The following is a 16,155-nucleotide window of genomic DNA, read 5'->3' as shown; positions in this document are numbered from 1 at the left end:
GGAGGGTGGATCCTGTGGGCTAGAGGTCGCGATGGCGAACCTGGACATTTTTCAGGGTTTGTTGCAAAAGGGCGCCGAGGCGTTCGGTGAGGTAGACCGAGCGATGATGGCCGCCGGTGCAGCCAATGGCGATGGTGACGTAGGCACGATTGCTGGCGGCGAAGCGTGGCAGCCATTTGAGCAGGTAGCTGGAGATGTCCTGGAACATCTCCTCGACATCGGGTTGCGCGGCCAGATAGTCGATCACCGGCTGCTCGAGACCGGAATGGTCGCGCAGCTCGCAGTTCCAGTAAGGGTTGGGCAGGCAACGCACGTCGAACACCAGATCGGCGTCGACCGGCATGCCTCGCTTGAAACCGAAGGATTCGACCAGAAACGCCGTGCCAGGCTCGGGCTGGTTGAGCAAGCGCAGCTTGAGCGAGTCGCGCAATTGATACAGGTTGAGGTTGCTGGTGTTGATCTTGAGGTCGGCCAAATCCGCGATCGGGCCAAGTAGATCGGTTTCCACGCGAATGGCTTCGGCCAGCGAACGGTCCGCAGTGGTCAGCGGGTGGCGACGACGGGTCTCGGAGAAGCGCTTGAGCAGGATGTCTTCGTCGGCGTCCAGGTACACGACGTTGCACTGGATGTGCTTTGACCGAACATCTTCCAGCAGGGCGGGAAAGCGCGACAGGTGGCCCGGCAGGTTGCGTGCGTCGATGGACACCGCCACCTTGGGCTGCTGCAACTCAGCCTTGAGCAGGACGTTTTCCGTCAGTTGCGGCAGCAGGCCGGCCGGCAGGTTGTCGATGCAGTAAAAGCCGTGGTCTTCCAGTACATCCAGGGCGGTACTCTTGCCGGAGCCGGAGCGACCGCTGACGATGATCAGGCGCATGGTCAGGCCTCGTTCTGAACGTCCAGGACAACCTGGTACAGGGCCTCGCTGGTGGTGGCCGCACGCAGGCGTTCGCGTACTTCTTTGCGGTCCAGCATGCTGGCGATCTGGCGCAGCAGCTCGAGGTGGGCATCGGTGGCCGCTTCCGGGACCAGCAGCACGAACAGCAGGTCCACCGGGGCGCCGTCGATGGCGTCATAGTCGATAGGGGCATCGAGGTGCAGCAGGGCACTGACCGGTGCAGTGCAACCGGGCAGGCGGCAATGAGGAATGGCAATGCCGTTGCCGAAACCGGTGGAGCCCAGTTTTTCACGGGCGACCAGTTTTTCGAAGATGTCGTGCATCTCCAGTTCCGGCACCTGTTCGGCGATGAGGGTGGCGACCTTTTCCAGGGCGCGCTTCTTGCTACCGCCCGGCACGTTCGCGAGCGAACGGCCGGGGGTCAGAATGGTTTCAAGTCGGATCATGGATGGGGGGTGTCAGCGGGCCGCTGCGCCTTGCAGCAGGCTTTGCTGTTTTTCCTTGTGTTTTTTCAGTTGGCGATCAAGCTTGTCAGCCAGCGCATCGATCGCTGCATACATGTCTTCGTGTTCTGCGTTGGCAACCACTTCACCACCAGGAATCTGCAGCGTCGCTTCGACTTTTTGCTGCAGCTTCTCGACTTTCATGATGACCTGCACGTTGGTGATCTTGTCGAAATGACCCTCCAGACGTTTGAGCTTCTGCTCCACGTAATCGCGCAGGGGTGGGGTGACTTCTACATGGTGTCCACTGATGTTGACTTGCATACAGCTTCTCCTTATTGCCGTGCATAAAGAGGCAGGTGTTGCACCTGCCACTGAAACGCTGTGGCACATCCAGGCGTTACATCAGCCGCTTGCGTTCACTGGAGGGCGCGATGCCCAGCGACTCGCGGTACTTGGCGACGGTGCGACGTGCTACCTGGATGCCTTGAGCCTCCAGTAAACCAGCGATCTTGCTGTCACTCAATGGCTTTTTCTGATTTTCCGCCGCCACCAGTTTCTTGATGATCGCGCGGATTGCCGTGGACGAACATTCGCCGCCTTCGGCCGTGCTGACGTGGCTGGAAAAGAAGTATTTCAGCTCATAGATACCGCGCGGCGTGTGCATGTACTTCTGCGTGGTGACCCGGGAGATGGTCGACTCGTGCATGCCCACGGCTTCGGCGATGTCGTGCAGGACCAGCGGCTTCATGGCCTCGTCGCCCAGGTCGAGGAAACCACGTTGGTGCTCGACGATTTGCGTGGCCACCTTCATCAGCGTTTCGTTGCGGCTTTGCAGGCTCTTGATGAACCAGCGCGCTTCCTGCAATTGGTTGCGCATGAAGGTGTTGTCGGCACTGGTGTCGGCGCGGCGCACGAAGCCTGCGTACTGCGCGTTGACCCGCAGGCGCGGCACCGCTTCCTGGTTCAGTTCCACCAGCCAGCGCTCGTTGTCCTTGCGCACGATGACGTCGGGCACTACGTATTCGGGTTCGCTTGACTCGATCTGCGAGCCCGGGCGCGGGTTGAGGCTTTGCACCAGCTCGATGACCTGGCGCAGCTCGTCTTCCTTGAGCTTCATGCGGCGCATCAGCTGGCTGTAGTCGCGGCTGCCGAGCAGGTCGATGAAGTCACTGACCAGGCGCTGCGCCTCTGCCATCCACGGCGTATTGGCCGGCAGCTGGCGCAGTTGCAGCAGCAGGCACTCGCCCAGGCTCGTGGCGCCGATGCCGGCAGGTTCGAACTGCTGGATGCGGTGCAGCACCGCCTGCACTTCGTCGAGTTCGATGTCCAGTTCGGGATCGAACCCCTCGCAGATTTCTTCGAGGGAGTCTTCCAGGTAACCCTGGGGGTTGATGCTGTCGATCAGGGTGACGGCGATCATGCGATCGACGTCCGACATCGGCACCAGATTGAGCTGCCACAGCAGATGGCTTTGCAGGCTTTCCCCGGCCGAGGTGCGGGTGGTGAAGTCCCACTCGTCGTCGTCGTTGCTGGGCAGGCTGCTGGCGCTGGTCTGATAGATGTCTTCCCAGGCCGTATCGACCGGCAGCTCGTTGGGAATGCGCTCGCCCCAATCCCCTTCTTCGAGGTTCTCGACCGTGGTGGTGGTCTCCTGGAAGGAAGTGTCGTGCGCTTCACTGGCAGGCTTGCTTTCGGCGTTGTCGGCCATGGGATCGTTGTTGTCGAAGTCTTCGCCTTCTTCCTGGCGTTCGAGCATCGGGTTGGATTCCAGGGCCTCCTGGATTTCCTGCTGAAGATCCAGAGTGGAAAGCTGGAGCAGACGAATGGCCTGTTGCAACTGCGGGGTCATCGTCAGTTGCTGGCCCATTTTTAGGACGAGCGATGGTTTCATGGCTGGGGCTAATTACCTTGTTCGCCGGCGCGCAAGCGCCATCCACTACACGAGGGCGCCGCGGCGCCAATTTTAAGCAAGTTGTATGCCTGAAACTGTAACGTTTGCCTAGGGCGCTGTGTCAAATAAAGTGCGATCCAGCCTCGATCAATGCGGCGGGCACGCCCGCCGAACATTCACAGTCTGAACTCGTGTCCCAGGTAGACCTCTTTCACCAGGTCGTTGGCCAGGATGGTAGCCGAATCGCCCTCGGCGATCAGCTGACCGTCGTTGACGATGTATGCCGTTTCGCAGATGTCGAGCGTTTCACGTACGTTGTGGTCGGTGATCAGCACGCCAATGCCTTTGGCCTTGAGGTGATGGATGATCTGTTTGATGTCGCCCACGGAAATCGGGTCGACCCCGGCGAAAGGTTCGTCGAGCAGGATGAATTTCGGCGCGGTCGCCAACGCACGGGCGATCTCCACGCGGCGACGCTCACCGCCCGACAGGCTCATGCCGAGGTTGTCACGGATGTGGGTGATGTGGAATTCCTGCAGCAGGCTTTCCAGCGCCTGACGCCGGCCGTCGCCGTCGAGCTCCTTGCGGGTCTCGAGGATGGCCATGATGTTGTCGGCCACCGACAGCTTGCGGAAGATCGACGCTTCCTGTGGCAGGTAGCCGATACCGGCCTTGGCGCGGCCGTGCATGGGCTGGTGGCTGACGTCGAGATCGTCGATCAGCACCCGACCCTGATCGGCCTGGACCAGGCCGACGATCATGTAGAAGCAGGTGGTCTTGCCCGCGCCGTTGGGCCCGAGTAGGCCGACGATCTGACCGCTGTCGATGGACAGGCTGACGTCGCGAACGACCTGCCGGCTTTTATAGCTCTTGGCCAGATGTTGGGCTTTGAGGGTTGCCATCACTCGGCCTTCTTCTTCGGCTGGATCACCATGTCGATACGCTGGCGCGGTGCGGTGACGTTGCCGCCACGGCCCGCTGTGGCGATCTGGGACTTGGTGTTGTAGACGATCTTCTCGCCTTCGGTGGTGTTGCCTTCGTTTTCCACCTTGGCGCGATCGGTGAGCACGACCAGGTCTTTCTGCGCCTGGTACTGGATGGTCACTGCCCAGCCTTTCATCTTGTCAGGCTTGGCTGCGCTCTGTTGCTGCTCGAAATACGCCAGGTTGCCGACCGAAGTGAGCACGTCGATGTCGCCGGACGCCGCACGGGTGATGGTCACGGTATTGCCTTTGATCATCATCGAACCCTGGGTGATGATGACATCGCCGGTGTAGGTGGCCACGCCTTGCTTGTCGTCCAGGTGCGCGTTGTCGGCCTGGATGCGGATCGGCTTGTCGCGATCGGTCGGCAGGGCCCAAGCGCTCGCGCTACCCAGTGCTGCGCTCAGGCTGAGCAAAAGGGGAAGGGTTTTAACGAGCCTCATACTGTCCTCTTACGTTGGACAGCAGGTCCATCCTGCCGTCTTTCAAGTACGCCTTCATGCCTGTGCCCGTAGTGGTGCCACCGGCGCCGTCGATTCTAACGGCTTGCTCGGTCTGCGCATATTGCTTCTGCGGGAACACGGTCATGCGGCTGCTGGTGATCAGCGTGTCGCGGTTCTTTTCATCGGTGCGGGCGATCCTGACCGAATCGATCAGTTCCACCTCGGTGCCATCGGGATTGACCTCGGCGTGCTCGCTCTGGATGTGCCAGGGAAAGGCGGTGCCGCGGTACATCTGCAGGTCCGGCTGGGTCACCAGAGTGACTTCGCTGGCCTTGACGTGCTCGATCTTGTCAGCGGTCATTTCGTACTGGCGCTTGCCGTCGGGCAGAAACTGCACGCTGTGGGCGTTGATCGCATAGTAGTCGATCGCGTTCTCGTCGACCTGCGCCTGTGGCGTGTCGTCGAGGAAACTTTCCGGGCTCAGATTCCAGTAGCCCACGGCGCCCAGCAGGGCGGCGATCACGCTGAACAGAACGATGTTCTTGGCTTTTTTGCTAAACATGTGCAGCTCTACAGGTAATGGGCGTGGGCAGTGTCCAACGTGTCCTGGGCCTGCATGATGAGTTCGCAGAACTCCCTTGCGGCGCCTTCGCCGCCGCGCGCGAGCGTGATGCCGCGGGCGTGCTGACGCACGAATGGCGAGGCGTTGGCCACCGCCATGCCGAGGCCGACGCGGCGAATCGCCGGCAGGTCGGGCAGGTCGTCTCCCAGGTAGGCAACCTGTTCATAGTTCAGGTTCAGTTCCGCTAGCAAGCCGTCGAGCACAACCAGCTTGTCTTCGCGGCCCTGGAACAGGTGGTCGATACCCAGGTTGCGGGCGCGCCGTTCCACGACCGGGCTGGAGCGACCGGTGATGATCGCGGTCATCACACCGCTGGCACGCAGCATCTTGATGCCTTGCCCGTCGAGGGTACTGAACGACTTGAACTCGCTGCCGTCGGCGAGGAAGTACAGGCGACCGTCGGTAAGCACACCATCGACATCGAAGACGGCCAGCTTGATCGCTTTGCCACGTTGCAACAGATCCGGGTTCATCACATTACTCCAGCGCGCAGCAGGTCGTGCATGTTGAGCGCACCGACGGGGCGATCGTGGGCGTCCACCACCACCAGTGAACTGATTTTGTAGTCTTCCATGAGCTTGAGCGCCTCGGCCGCGAGCATCTGCGCAGTGACGGTCTTGCTGTGTGAGGTCATCACCGCCTCGATGGGCGTGGCGTGCACGTCGATGTTGCCGTCCAGCGCACGGCGCAGGTCGCCGTCGGTGAAGATGCCGGCCAGGGTGCCATCGGCTTCCAGCACCACGGTCATGCCCAGGCCCTTGCGCGACATTTCCAGCAGCGCGTCCTTGAGCAGGGTGGAACGCTCTACCACCGGCAGCGCGCTGTCGCCGTGCATCACGTCTTCGACCTTGACCAGCAGGCGGCGGCCCAAGGCGCCACCCGGGTGCGAGAAGGCGAAGTCTTCGGCCGTGAAGCCGCGCGCTTCGAGCAGTGCGATGGCCAGGGCGTCACCCAGCACCAGGGCTGCGGTGGTGGAGGAGGTCGGCGCCAGGTTGAGCGGGCAGGCTTCGTGCTCGACGCGGGCGTCGAGCCTGGCGGCGGCGGACAGGGCCAGGGTCGATTGCGGGTTGCCGGTCAGGCTCACCAGGGGCGTACCGAGGCGCTTGATCAGCGGCAGCAGCATGACGATTTCGGCCGTGGTACCAGAGTTGGACAGGGCCAGGATCACGTCGTCGCGGGTGATCATGCCCATGTCGCCGTGGCTGGCTTCGGCCGGGTGCACGAAGAACGCAGGGGTACCGGTGCTGGCGAGGGTGGCGGCGATCTTGCTGCCGATGTGCCCTGACTTGCCCATGCCCAGCACGATCACACGGCCCTTGCTGGCCAGGATCAGTTCGCACGCACGCACGAATTCGCCATCGATGCGGGCTTGCAGGCCCTGCACGGCTTCAAGCTCGAGACGCAAAGTGCGCTGGGCGGAATGGATTAGCTCGCTGGATTGGCTCATGGTCGAAACGTATGGCTTGCGGGAAAGGCGGCGATTATAGCTGCAATGCACAAAACCCTCACCTTTGATCGTCAGACTGAAACTTTCCCTTACTGTCGATAGCCTGAATGCTCGGGCAGTAGCCTTGGGAAGGGCTTCGGCGCGGTGGTATAGTTCGCGGCTAACCGGCCCGCCCGCGACGCTTGTGTCTTCCTGATGAGGACGCGCGTCCATGAACACTGGGCTGTATCGCAAGGAGTCTAGATGAGTGGGGATAGCGCCTACGCGGTCGAGTTGAAGGGCCTGTCCTTCCAGCGCGGCTCGCGCAGTATTTTCAGCAACGTCGACATACGCATTCCCCGTGGCAAGGTGACCGGCATCATGGGCCCCTCGGGCTGCGGCAAGACCACGCTGCTGCGCCTGATGGGCGCACAGCTGCGTCCGGCCAAGGGCGAAGTGTGGGTGGCCGGGCAGAACCTACCGAGCCTGTCGCGCGCCGACCTGTTCGATGCGCGCAAGCAGATGGGCGTGCTGTTCCAGAGCGGTGCGTTGTTCACCGACCTCGACGTGTTCGAGAACGTCGCGTTTCCCTTGCGTGTGCACACTGAGCTGCCCGAAGAGATGATCCGCGACATCGTCCTGATGAAGCTGCAGGCCGTCGGTCTGCGCGGCGCCATCAACCTGCGCCCGGACGAACTGTCCGGTGGCATGAAGCGCCGGGTGGCGCTGGCTCGGGCCATCGCCCTGGACCCACAGATCCTCATGTACGACGAACCCTTCGTCGGACAGGACCCGATCGCCATGGGCGTACTGGTGCGCTTGATCCGTCTGCTCAACGACGCGCTGGGCATCACCAGCATCGTGGTCTCCCACGACCTGGCGGAAACCGCCAGCATCGCCGACTACATCTATGTCGTGGGCGACGGCCAGGTGCTGGGCCAAGGCACGCCGGACGAGCTGATGAACTCCGACAATCCGCGCATTCGCCAATTCATGAAAGGCGATCCAGACGGCCCGGTGCCTTTCCATTTTCCTGCGTCCGACTATCGCGCCGCTTTGCTGGGGGCGCGTTGATGCGCAAGACATCCATTCTCGAACGTATCCGCCTGTTTGGCCGCGCGGCCATCGATGTCGTCGCCATTTTGGGGCGCTCCTGCCTATTCCTGTTCAACGCGTTGCTAGGCCGTGGCACCGGCGGTGGTTTCCAGTTGCTGGTAAAGCAGCTCTATTCGGTGGGCGTCATGTCCCTGGCGATCATCGCCGTGTCGGGCGTGTTCATCGGCATGGTGCTGTCACTGCAGGGCTACAGCATCCTCACCAAGTACGGCTCCGAACAGGCGGTGGGGCAGATGATCGCCCTGACCTTGCTGCGCGAACTGGGGCCGGTGGTCACGGCCTTGCTGTTCGCCGGGCGTGCGGGTTCGGCGCTGACCGCCGAAATCGGCAACATGAAATCCACCGAGCAGCTGTCGAGCCTGGAAATGATCGGCGTAGACCCGCTCAAGTACATCGTCGCACCACGGCTGTGGGCCGGCTTCATTTCCCTGCCGCTGCTGGCGCTGATCTTCAGCGTGGTGGGCATCTGGGGCGGCTCGTGGGTCGCCGTGGACTGGCTCGGCGTCTACGAAGGCTCGTTCTGGGCCAACATGCAAAACAGCGTGTCGTTCACCGACGACGTGCTCAACGGGGTGATCAAAAGCCTGGTGTTCGCCTTCGTGGTCACCTGGATCGCCGTGTTCCAAGGCTATGACTGCGAGCCCACGTCAGAGGGGATCAGCCGTGCCACGACCAAGACCGTAGTGTATGCCTCGCTGGCAGTCCTGGGTCTGGACTTCATCCTGACCGCCCTGATGTTTGGAGACTTCTGATGCAAAACCGCACCCTGGAAATCGGTGTCGGCCTGTTCCTGCTGGCCGGGATTCTGGCGTTGTTGCTCCTCGCCCTGCGCGTGAGCGGCCTGTCGGCCAGCCCTGCGAGCGACACCTACAAGGTCTATGCCTACTTCGACAACATCGCCGGCCTGACCGTGCGTGCCAAGGTCACCATGGCCGGCGTCGCCATCGGCAAGGTCACCGCCATCGACCTGGACCGCGACAGCTTCACCGGTCGCGTCACCCTGGAACTGGAGCAGGGCGTCAACAACCTGCCCACCGACTCCACCGCTTCTATCCTCACCGCTGGCCTGCTGGGCGAGAAATACATCGGCATCAGCGTCGGAGGCGAAGACCAGGTGCTCAAGGACGGCGGAACCATCCACGACACCCAGTCGTCATTGGTGTTGGAAGATCTGATCGGCAAGTTCCTGCTCAACTCGGTTGGTAAAGACGCAAAAGAAGCCGCCCCGGCTAATTAAGGAGTTTCCATGATTTCGATGCTGCGACGTGGCCTGCTGGTCATCCTGGCCTGCCTACCGATGCTGGCGATGGCCGCCCCCGGGCAGTCGGCCCATGAAGTGATCAAGAGCACCACCGACGCGCTGCTGTCGGACCTGCAAGCCAACAAGGCGCGCTACAAGTCCGATCCGCAGGCGTTCTACAACGCCCTCAACGGCATTCTGGGCCCCGTGGTGGATGCCGACGGCATTTCCAAGAGCATCATGACCGTCAAGTATTCGCGCAAGGCCAGCCCTGCGCAGATGCAGCGCTTCCAAGAAAACTTCAAGCGCAGCCTGATGCAGTTCTATGGCAACGCCTTGCTCGAATACAACAACCAGGGCATCACTGTCGATCCCGCGCGCAGCGAAGACGGCGACCGCGCGAGCGTCGGCATGAAAGTATCGGGCAACAACGGCGCGGTTTTCCCCGTGCAGTACACCCTGGTCAAGCTTGGCGGCGAATGGAAAGTGCGTAACGTCATCGTCAACGGCATCAACATCGGCAAGCTGTTCCGCGATCAGTTCGCCGACGCCATGCAGCGCAACGGCAACGACCTGGACAAGACCATCGACGGTTGGGCGGGCGAAGTGGCCAAGGCCAAGCAGACTGCCGACAGCTCGCCGGACAAGGCCGTCAAATGACTGCAGCCGCCGTCAGCATGGACAAGCCGGGCGTGCTGCGCTTGAGTGGCGTGCTCGACTACACCACCGGCGCGGCCTTGCGCAGCGAGGGCAAGGCCCTGATCGCCGCCAGCCGCGAGTCGCGCATGGTGCTCGACTGCTCGGCCGTCACCCGCTCCAGCAGTGTGGGCCTGGCCCTGCTGCTGAGCTTCATGCGGGACGCCGAGGCCGCCGGCAAGTTCTGGGAGCTGCGCGGGCTGCCCCAGGAGATGCGTGGAATCGCCGAGGTCTACGACCTGGGCGAGGTGCTCAGCGGCGATTGATGGCGAATGCGCAGGGTCTGTATGAAAAGTCTTGAGACGCCGGTCAGGCAAGGCCAATGGCGGCCCCGCGAAAACAGGTGAGAGAGCGGAGCGTGCTGTAGTGCGTGAGCATTTTGATGGGGGCGCCTAGCCCGGGCTGGCGATCCAGTCTGTTTTCAACGCAGCATGACCAAGTATCAAGGCTTTTCGTACAGACCCGAGGCCCCTCGGTCAGCGTGTCCCTCGTTGGGCTTCGCAGGCGAGGGGCTTTTTTGTATGATGGCCGACCCCCGCGCACTGGGCGCCGATTGAGGTTGAGCATGCAGGCCGTAGACGTTAAGAGCTTCCTTGAACAGAAATTGCCCGGAACCCTGGTTGAAGTCGAAGGCCAGGGCTGCAACTTCCAGCTGAACGTGATCAGCGACGAGCTGGCCGGCCAGAGCCCGGTCAAGCGTCAGCAAGCGATTTACGCTCACCTGAACCCCTGGATCGCCGACGGCAGCATCCACGCGGTCACCATGAAATTTTTCAGCAGCGCAGCCTGGGCTGAGCGCACCTGAGCCAACTTGGCGGCGAGACACCAATGGACAAACTGATTATCACTGGCGGCACTCGCATCGATGGCGAGATCCGCATCTCCGGGGCGAAGAACGCTGCCCTGCCGATTCTGGCCGCGACCCTGCTGGCCGATGGGCCGGTCACGGTCGGCAACCTGCCGCACCTGCACGACATCACCACCATGATCGAGCTGTTCGGGCGCATGGGCATCGAGCCTGTGATCGACGAAAAGCTGGCCGTGCAAATCGATCCGCGCACCATCAAAACCCTGGTCGCGCCTTATGAGCTGGTCAAGACCATGCGCGCCTCGATCCTGGTGCTCGGCCCCATGGTCGCGCGCTTCGGCGAGGCCGAAGTGGCGCTGCCGGGCGGCTGCGCCATCGGCTCGCGTCCGGTCGACCTGCACATCCGCGGCCTCGAAGCGATGGGCGCGACCATCGAGGTCGAAGGCGGCTATATCAAGGCCAAGGCGCCGGAAGGCGGGCTGCGTGGCGCGCACTTCTTCTTCGACACCGTGAGCGTCACCGGCACCGAGAACATCATGATGGCCGCCGCCCTGGCGCGCGGTCGCAGCGTGCTGCAGAACTCGGCACGCGAGCCGGAAGTGGTCGATCTGGCCAACTTCCTCAACGCCATGGGCGCCAACGTCCAGGGTGCCGGCACCGACACCATCACCATCGATGGCGTCGAGCGTCTGCACTCGGCTACCTACCGCGTCATGCCCGACCGTATCGAGACCGGCACCTACCTGGTTGCCGCTGCCGTGACGGGCGGTCGCGTCAAGCTCAAGGACACCGATCCGACCATCCTCGAAGCGGTGCTGGAAAAGCTCAAGGAAGCGGGCGCCGAGATCGAAACCGGCGACGACTGGATCAGCCTCGACATGCACGGCAAGCGGCCCAAGGCCGTCAACCTGCGGACCGCGCCATACCCGGCGTTCCCGACCGACATGCAGGCGCAGTTCATCTCGCTCAACGCCATCGCCGAAGGCACGGGCGCGGTGATCGAGACGATCTTCGAGAACCGTTTCATGCACGTCTACGAAATGCACCGCATGGGCGCGCAAATCCAAGTCGAAGGCAACACCGCCATCGTCACCGGCACGCCGCAGCTCAAGGGTGCGCCGGTCATGGCCACCGACCTGCGCGCTTCGGCCAGCCTGGTGCTGTCGGCACTGGTCGCCGAAGGCGACACGCTGATCGACCGCATCTACCACATCGACCGTGGTTACGAGTGCATCGAAGAAAAACTGCAGATGCTGGGCGCGAAGATCCGTCGCGTGCCGGGCTAGTCTGTCTCGGCGCAAGGACGCGCCAGCCGAATCGAAGACGGCCGGGCCTGTGGGCCTGGCCGGCAGCAGCCGCTTAAGGAACGACGTTTCCCATGTTGACCATCGCGCTATCCAAGGGCCGTATCCTCGACGACACCCTGCCATTGCTGGCAGAGGCCGGCATCGTGCCGACCGAGAATCCGGACAAGAGCCGCAAGCTGATCATTCCCACCACCCAGGACGACGTGCGCCTGCTCATCGTGCGCGCCACCGACGTGCCGACCTATGTCGAGCATGGCGCGGCCGATCTGGGCGTGGCCGGCAAGGACGTGCTGATGGAATACGGCGGGCAGGGCCTGTACGAGCCGCTCGACCTGCAAATCGCCCAGTGCAAGCTGATGACCGCGGGCGCCGTGGGCGCCGCCGAACCCAAAGGGCGACTGCGCGTGGCCACCAAGTTCGTCAACGTCGCCAAGCGCTACTATGCCGAACAGGGCCGCCAGGTCGACATCATCAAGCTGTACGGCTCCATGGAGCTGGCGCCCTTGATCAACCTCGCCGACAAGATCATCGACGTGGTCGACACCGGCAACACGCTGCGCGCCAACGGCCTGGAGCCACAGGAACTGATCGCAACCATCAGCTCGCGCCTGGTGGTCAACAAAGCCTCCATGAAGATGCAGCACGGGCGCATCCAGAGCCTGATCGACGCCCTGCGTCAGGCGGTCGAGTCGCGACACCGCGGTTGATCGCCGCGCGACTTGCAGGTCGCGCCCGTCCCTGCGCGTCAACGCCCTTTTCGTCAGGCGCCCGCGTGGAGGGACGGTAGCGTTGGGCGCCTGACCATCCGTCACTCACTCGAGGTCCACGTCATGACCGTGTCTACTGCAATTGCCCGTCTCAACGCTGCCGATGCCGACTTCGCTCGCCATCTGGACCATCTGCTGAGCTGGGAAAGTGTTTCCGATGACGCGGTCAACCAGCGCGTTCTAGACATCATCAAAGGCGTACGCGAGCGCGGCGACGCGGCGCTGGTGGAATACACCCAACGCTTCGACGGCGTGCAGGCGCAGCACATGGCCGACCTGATCCTTGATCGCGCGCGCCTGGAACTGGCGCTGACGCGCATCTCTCCGGCCCAGCGCACGGCCCTGGAAAAAGCCGCCGAGCGCGTGCGCCTCTACCATGAGCGGCAGAAGCAGGATTCCTGGCAGTACACCGAGGCCGACGGCACGGTGCTAGGGCAGAAGGTCACGCCGCTGGACCGCGCGGGGCTGTACGTGCCCGGCGGCAAGGCGTCCTATCCGTCTTCGGTGCTGATGAACGCCATTCCGGCCAAGGTGGCGGGCGTGGGCGAGGTGGTGATGGTGGTGCCGACCCCGCGTGGCGAGGTCAACGAGCTGGTGCTGGCTGCGGCCTGCATCGCCGGTGTCGACCGCGTGTTCACCATCGGCGGTGCCCAGGCCGTGGCGGCCTTGGCCTATGGCACCGAAAGCGTACCGCAGGTGGACAAGGTGGTCGGCCCCGGCAACATCTACGTCGCCACCGCCAAACGTCACGTGTTCGGCCAGGTGGGCATCGACATGATCGCCGGGCCTTCGGAAATCCTCGTGCTGTGCGATGGTCAGACCGACCCGGACTGGATCGCCATGGACCTGTTCTCCCAGGCCGAGCACGACGAAGACGCCCAGGCCATTCTGGTCAGCCCCGATGGCGAATTCCTCGACCGGGTGGCCGCCAGCATCGACAAGCTGCTGCCCACCATGGAGCGCGCCGAGATCATCGAAAAGTCCATCAACGGGCGCGGCGCGTTGATCCAGGTGCGCGACATGCAGCAGGCCATCGACGTGGCCAACCGCATCGCTCCGGAGCACTTGGAGCTGTCCGTGGCTGATCCGCAGGCCTGGTTGCCGCAGATCCGCCATGCCGGTGCGATCTTCATGGGCCGCCACACCAGCGAGGCCTTGGGCGACTACTGCGCAGGCCCCAACCACGTGCTGCCCACTTCGGGCACGGCGCGCTTCTCCTCGCCGCTGGGGGTGTACGACTTCCAGAAGCGCTCTTCGATCATTTTCTGCTCCGAGCAAGGCGCCTCCGAGCTGGGCCAGACCGCGTCGGTCCTGGCCCGTGGCGAATCGCTGACCGCCCACGCGCGCAGCGCCGAATACCGCATCCTCGACCAAGACAAGGGGAACTGAGCATGAGTCGATTCTGGAGCCCCTTCGTCAAGGATCTGGTGCCCTACGTGCCGGGTGAACAGCCCAAGCTGACCCGCTTGGTCAAGCTCAACACCAACGAAAACCCCTACGGCCCGTCGCCCAAGGCCCTGGCCGCCATGGCCGCCGAGCTGAACGACGACCTGCGCCTGTACCCCGACCCGAACAGCGACCGCCTCAAGCAAGCGGTGGCCGACTACTACGGTGTCGAGACGGCCCAGGTGTTCGTCGGCAACGGCTCGGACGAGGTGCTGGCGCACATCTTCCACGGCTTGTTGCAGCACGACGCGCCGCTGCTGTTCCCCGACATCAGCTACAGCTTCTACCCGGTCTACTGTGGGCTGTACGGCATCGCCTACGAGCAGGTGCCGCTGGACGAGCAGTTCCAGATCCGCATCGCCGACTATGCCAAACCCAACGGCGGCATCATCTTCCCCAACCCGAACGCGCCTACCGGTTGCCTGCTGCCGCTGGACGCGGTGGAAGCGCTGCTCACCGCGCATCCCGATTCGCTGGTGGTAGTGGACGAGGCCTACATCGATTTCGGCGGCGACAGCGCCATCGCCCTGGTGTCGCGCTTCGACAACCTGCTGGTGACCCAGACCCTGTCCAAATCCCGGTCGTTGGCCGGGTTGCGGGTAGGGTTGGCGGTAGGGCACCCGGACTTGATCGAAGCCCTGGAGCGGATCAAGAACAGCTTCAACTCCTACCCCTTGGACCGCGCCGCCATCGCTGGTGCCAGCGCCGCCTTCGACGACCGCGAATACTTCGATGCCACCCGGCAAAAGGTGATCGACAGCCGCGAACACCTGGCGGCGCAGCTTGAGGCCAAAGGCTTCGAAGTCCTGCCCTCGGCGGCCAACTTCATCTTTGTGCGCCACCCGCAACAGGATGCTGCCGAGCTGGCCGCGCGCCTGCGCGAGCACGGCGTGATCGTGCGGCATTTCAAGCAAGCGCGGATCGCCCAGTTCCTGCGCATCACCGTCGGCACTCCAGAAATGAACCAGGCACTGCTCGACGCTTTGGTCTGACGTGCGCGTGGGTCCAATTCAGGCCACCGCTTTCTTGACAGACCGTAGTGCCCGTACTGGGCCTGCGTTGCAGGCCATCGCGGCTAAAGCCGCTCCTACAGGGGCTTGCGATTTCCTGTAGGAGCGGCTGAGGCCCGCTCCCACAGGGGCTTGCGATTTCCTGCAGGAGCGGCTGAGGCCCGCTCCCACAGGGGCTTATGATTTCCTGTAGGAGCGGCTTCAGCCGCGATGGCCTGCGTCGCAGGCCCAATTCAAGCGCTGTATTTTTGAAGCAGGAAGGGGTCGGTCTGGACCGAAGCCGCTACGCTAGCCATTACAGTCGTCCCGGAGCGCCGCCCCACTTGTAATCAGAGCTTGCCTGCCTAGCCACAAACATCTATCGTGCCGCCTGCGAAATTCATCCTATGACTGGTTGACCCTATGTCTGTAATCGTCAAACGCTCGCTGGTTTTGCAGGCCGTCGAGCAACTGCGCGCGCGCATCGCCGCCGGCGACTGGGCCGTGGGCGAGCGCCTGCCCACCGAGCCGGAATTGGCCCAGGAGTTGGGCATCAGCCGCAACACCGTGCGTGAGGCCATGCGCGTGCTGGCCTTCAGCGGCCTGATCGAGATCCGTCAAGGCGACGGCAGCTACCTGCGCACCGTGCAGGACCCTCTGCAGGCAGTCCTGGCTTTGTCACGTTGCTCCGTGGACCACGCCCGTGAAGCGCGGCACATCCTCGAAGCCGAGGCCATCGGTCTGGCCGCGCAGCGCTGCACCGAGGCCGATCTGCAAGGGCTTCGACAAGCCTTGACCCATAGCGGCGCGCACTTTCATGGCGACTTGCAGGCGTACCTGGAGGCCGACATGGTCTTCCACCAGCGCTTGGTGGATGCCGCGCACAACCCGGCGTTGAGCGAGCTGTACCGCTACTTCTCCGGGCTGGTACGCGCTGCGGTCGAGCACAACATGAGCCACACCGCGCGCTGTCAGCACACCTTCGACCTGCACGAGCAGATTCTCGACGCGCTCACCCAGCGCGACCCGGAGCGGGCCAAGCGCCTGAGCCGCGACCTGATCGAATCCTGAGCGAGTACA

The 16,155-nt window shown here is 63.1% G+C and carries 20 protein-coding genes; 11 read left to right on the top strand and 9 right to left on the bottom strand.

Annotated features, from left to right (window positions below; translation table 11 throughout):
* Nucleotides 1-19: 19 nt before the first annotated feature.
* The 9 genes from rapZ to ACSMEV_RS19690 all read right to left on the bottom strand — a co-directional run bounded on the left by rapZ (nt 20) and on the right by ACSMEV_RS19690 (nt 6,727).
* Nucleotides 20-874: an RNase adapter RapZ gene (gene rapZ, locus ACSMEV_RS19730; protein WP_459206632.1), complete on the bottom strand. Its 855-nt coding sequence runs from the start codon at nt 872-874 to the stop codon at nt 20-22.
* Between the two features lie 2 nt (nt 875-876).
* Nucleotides 877-1,341 carry a PTS IIA-like nitrogen regulatory protein PtsN gene (gene ptsN / locus ACSMEV_RS19725; protein WP_296263149.1) on the bottom strand — a complete coding sequence of 155 codons (465 nt, stop codon included), beginning with the start codon at nt 1,339-1,341 and terminating at the stop codon, nt 877-879.
* 12 nt (nt 1,342-1,353) lie between these two features.
* Nucleotides 1,354-1,662 (bottom strand): ribosome hibernation-promoting factor, HPF/YfiA family, encoded by a 309-nt coding sequence (hpf, locus tag ACSMEV_RS19720; protein WP_296263151.1) that lies wholly within the window; start codon nt 1,660-1,662, stop codon nt 1,354-1,356.
* A 76-nt stretch (nt 1,663-1,738) separates the two neighbouring features.
* A complete protein-coding gene (locus ACSMEV_RS19715; protein ID WP_296263153.1) occupies nt 1,739-3,232 on the bottom strand; it encodes an RNA polymerase factor sigma-54 in 1,494 nt (497 codons plus the stop codon).
* 176 nt (nt 3,233-3,408) lie between these two features.
* A complete protein-coding gene (gene lptB, locus ACSMEV_RS19710) occupies nt 3,409-4,134 on the bottom strand; it encodes an LPS export ABC transporter ATP-binding protein (protein WP_459206631.1) in 726 nt (241 codons plus the stop codon).
* Nucleotides 4,134-4,658, bottom strand: a complete 525-nt coding sequence (gene lptA, locus ACSMEV_RS19705; protein WP_296263156.1) for a lipopolysaccharide transport periplasmic protein LptA — start codon at nt 4,656-4,658, stop codon at nt 4,134-4,136. The genes lptB and lptA overlap by 1 nt, the downstream gene beginning before the upstream one ends.
* A complete protein-coding gene (gene lptC / locus ACSMEV_RS19700; RefSeq protein WP_459206630.1) occupies nt 4,645-5,220 on the bottom strand; it encodes an LPS export ABC transporter periplasmic protein LptC in 576 nt (191 codons plus the stop codon). The genes lptA and lptC overlap by 14 nt, the downstream gene beginning before the upstream one ends.
* Before the next feature lie 8 nt (nt 5,221-5,228).
* The gene (locus ACSMEV_RS19695; RefSeq protein ID WP_296263160.1) at nt 5,229-5,753 is read right to left on the bottom strand and encodes a KdsC family phosphatase; all 525 of its coding nucleotides are present in this window, start codon (nt 5,751-5,753) and stop codon (nt 5,229-5,231) included.
* Nucleotides 5,753-6,727 (bottom strand): KpsF/GutQ family sugar-phosphate isomerase, encoded by a 975-nt coding sequence (locus ACSMEV_RS19690; RefSeq protein ID WP_459206629.1) that lies wholly within the window; start codon nt 6,725-6,727, stop codon nt 5,753-5,755. The genes ACSMEV_RS19695 and ACSMEV_RS19690 overlap by 1 nt, the downstream gene beginning before the upstream one ends.
* Nucleotides 6,728-6,970: 243 nt before the next feature.
* Here ACSMEV_RS19690 and ACSMEV_RS19685 point away from each other — a divergent pair, with 243 nt between their 5' ends.
* From ACSMEV_RS19685 to ACSMEV_RS19635, 11 genes are all read left to right on the top strand, one after another.
* Nucleotides 6,971-7,780, top strand: coding sequence for an ATP-binding cassette domain-containing protein (locus tag ACSMEV_RS19685; RefSeq protein ID WP_459206628.1), 810 nt, complete (start codon nt 6,971-6,973; stop codon nt 7,778-7,780).
* Nucleotides 7,780-8,574: a lipid asymmetry maintenance ABC transporter permease subunit MlaE gene (gene mlaE, locus ACSMEV_RS19680; RefSeq protein WP_459206627.1), complete on the top strand. Its 795-nt coding sequence runs from the start codon at nt 7,780-7,782 to the stop codon at nt 8,572-8,574. Before ACSMEV_RS19685 ends, mlaE begins: the two co-directional genes overlap by 1 nt.
* Nucleotides 8,574-9,059: an outer membrane lipid asymmetry maintenance protein MlaD gene (gene mlaD, locus ACSMEV_RS19675; RefSeq protein ID WP_296263167.1), complete on the top strand. Its 486-nt coding sequence runs from the start codon at nt 8,574-8,576 to the stop codon at nt 9,057-9,059. The genes mlaE and mlaD overlap by 1 nt, the downstream gene beginning before the upstream one ends.
* Nucleotides 9,060-9,068: 9 nt before the next feature.
* On the top strand, nt 9,069-9,722 hold the full coding sequence (locus ACSMEV_RS19670; protein ID WP_459206626.1) for an MlaC/ttg2D family ABC transporter substrate-binding protein: 654 nt from the start codon (nt 9,069-9,071) through the stop codon (nt 9,720-9,722).
* Nucleotides 9,719-10,024, top strand: a complete 306-nt coding sequence (locus ACSMEV_RS19665) for an STAS domain-containing protein (RefSeq protein WP_459206625.1) — start codon at nt 9,719-9,721, stop codon at nt 10,022-10,024. Before ACSMEV_RS19670 ends, ACSMEV_RS19665 begins: the two co-directional genes overlap by 4 nt.
* 299 nt (nt 10,025-10,323) lie before the next feature.
* Nucleotides 10,324-10,563, top strand: a complete 240-nt coding sequence (locus tag ACSMEV_RS19660) for a BolA family protein (protein WP_296263173.1) — start codon at nt 10,324-10,326, stop codon at nt 10,561-10,563.
* A gap of 23 nt (nt 10,564-10,586) precedes the next feature.
* Nucleotides 10,587-11,852, top strand: a complete 1,266-nt coding sequence (gene murA, locus ACSMEV_RS19655; protein ID WP_459206624.1) for a UDP-N-acetylglucosamine 1-carboxyvinyltransferase — start codon at nt 10,587-10,589, stop codon at nt 11,850-11,852.
* A gap of 92 nt (nt 11,853-11,944) precedes the next feature.
* Entirely contained in the window at nt 11,945-12,580 is a 636-nt protein-coding gene (hisG, locus tag ACSMEV_RS19650; protein ID WP_314488061.1) for an ATP phosphoribosyltransferase, read from the top strand.
* A 123-nt stretch (nt 12,581-12,703) separates the two neighbouring features.
* Nucleotides 12,704-14,029 (top strand): histidinol dehydrogenase, encoded by a 1,326-nt coding sequence (gene hisD, locus ACSMEV_RS19645; RefSeq protein ID WP_459206623.1) that lies wholly within the window; start codon nt 12,704-12,706, stop codon nt 14,027-14,029.
* A 2-nt stretch (nt 14,030-14,031) separates the two neighbouring features.
* A complete protein-coding gene (gene hisC, locus ACSMEV_RS19640; RefSeq protein WP_459206622.1) occupies nt 14,032-15,078 on the top strand; it encodes a histidinol-phosphate transaminase in 1,047 nt (348 codons plus the stop codon).
* Nucleotides 15,079-15,498: 420 nt separating this feature from the next.
* The gene (locus ACSMEV_RS19635) at nt 15,499-16,146 is read left to right on the top strand and encodes a FadR/GntR family transcriptional regulator (RefSeq protein WP_313738618.1); all 648 of its coding nucleotides are present in this window, start codon (nt 15,499-15,501) and stop codon (nt 16,144-16,146) included.
* Nucleotides 16,147-16,155 lie beyond the last annotated feature (9 nt).

This window comes from Pseudomonas sp. MLB6B (assembly GCF_054508135.1).
The sequence above is the reverse complement of the archived record's forward strand: the minus strand, read 5'-3'. Positions and strand labels throughout refer to the sequence as shown.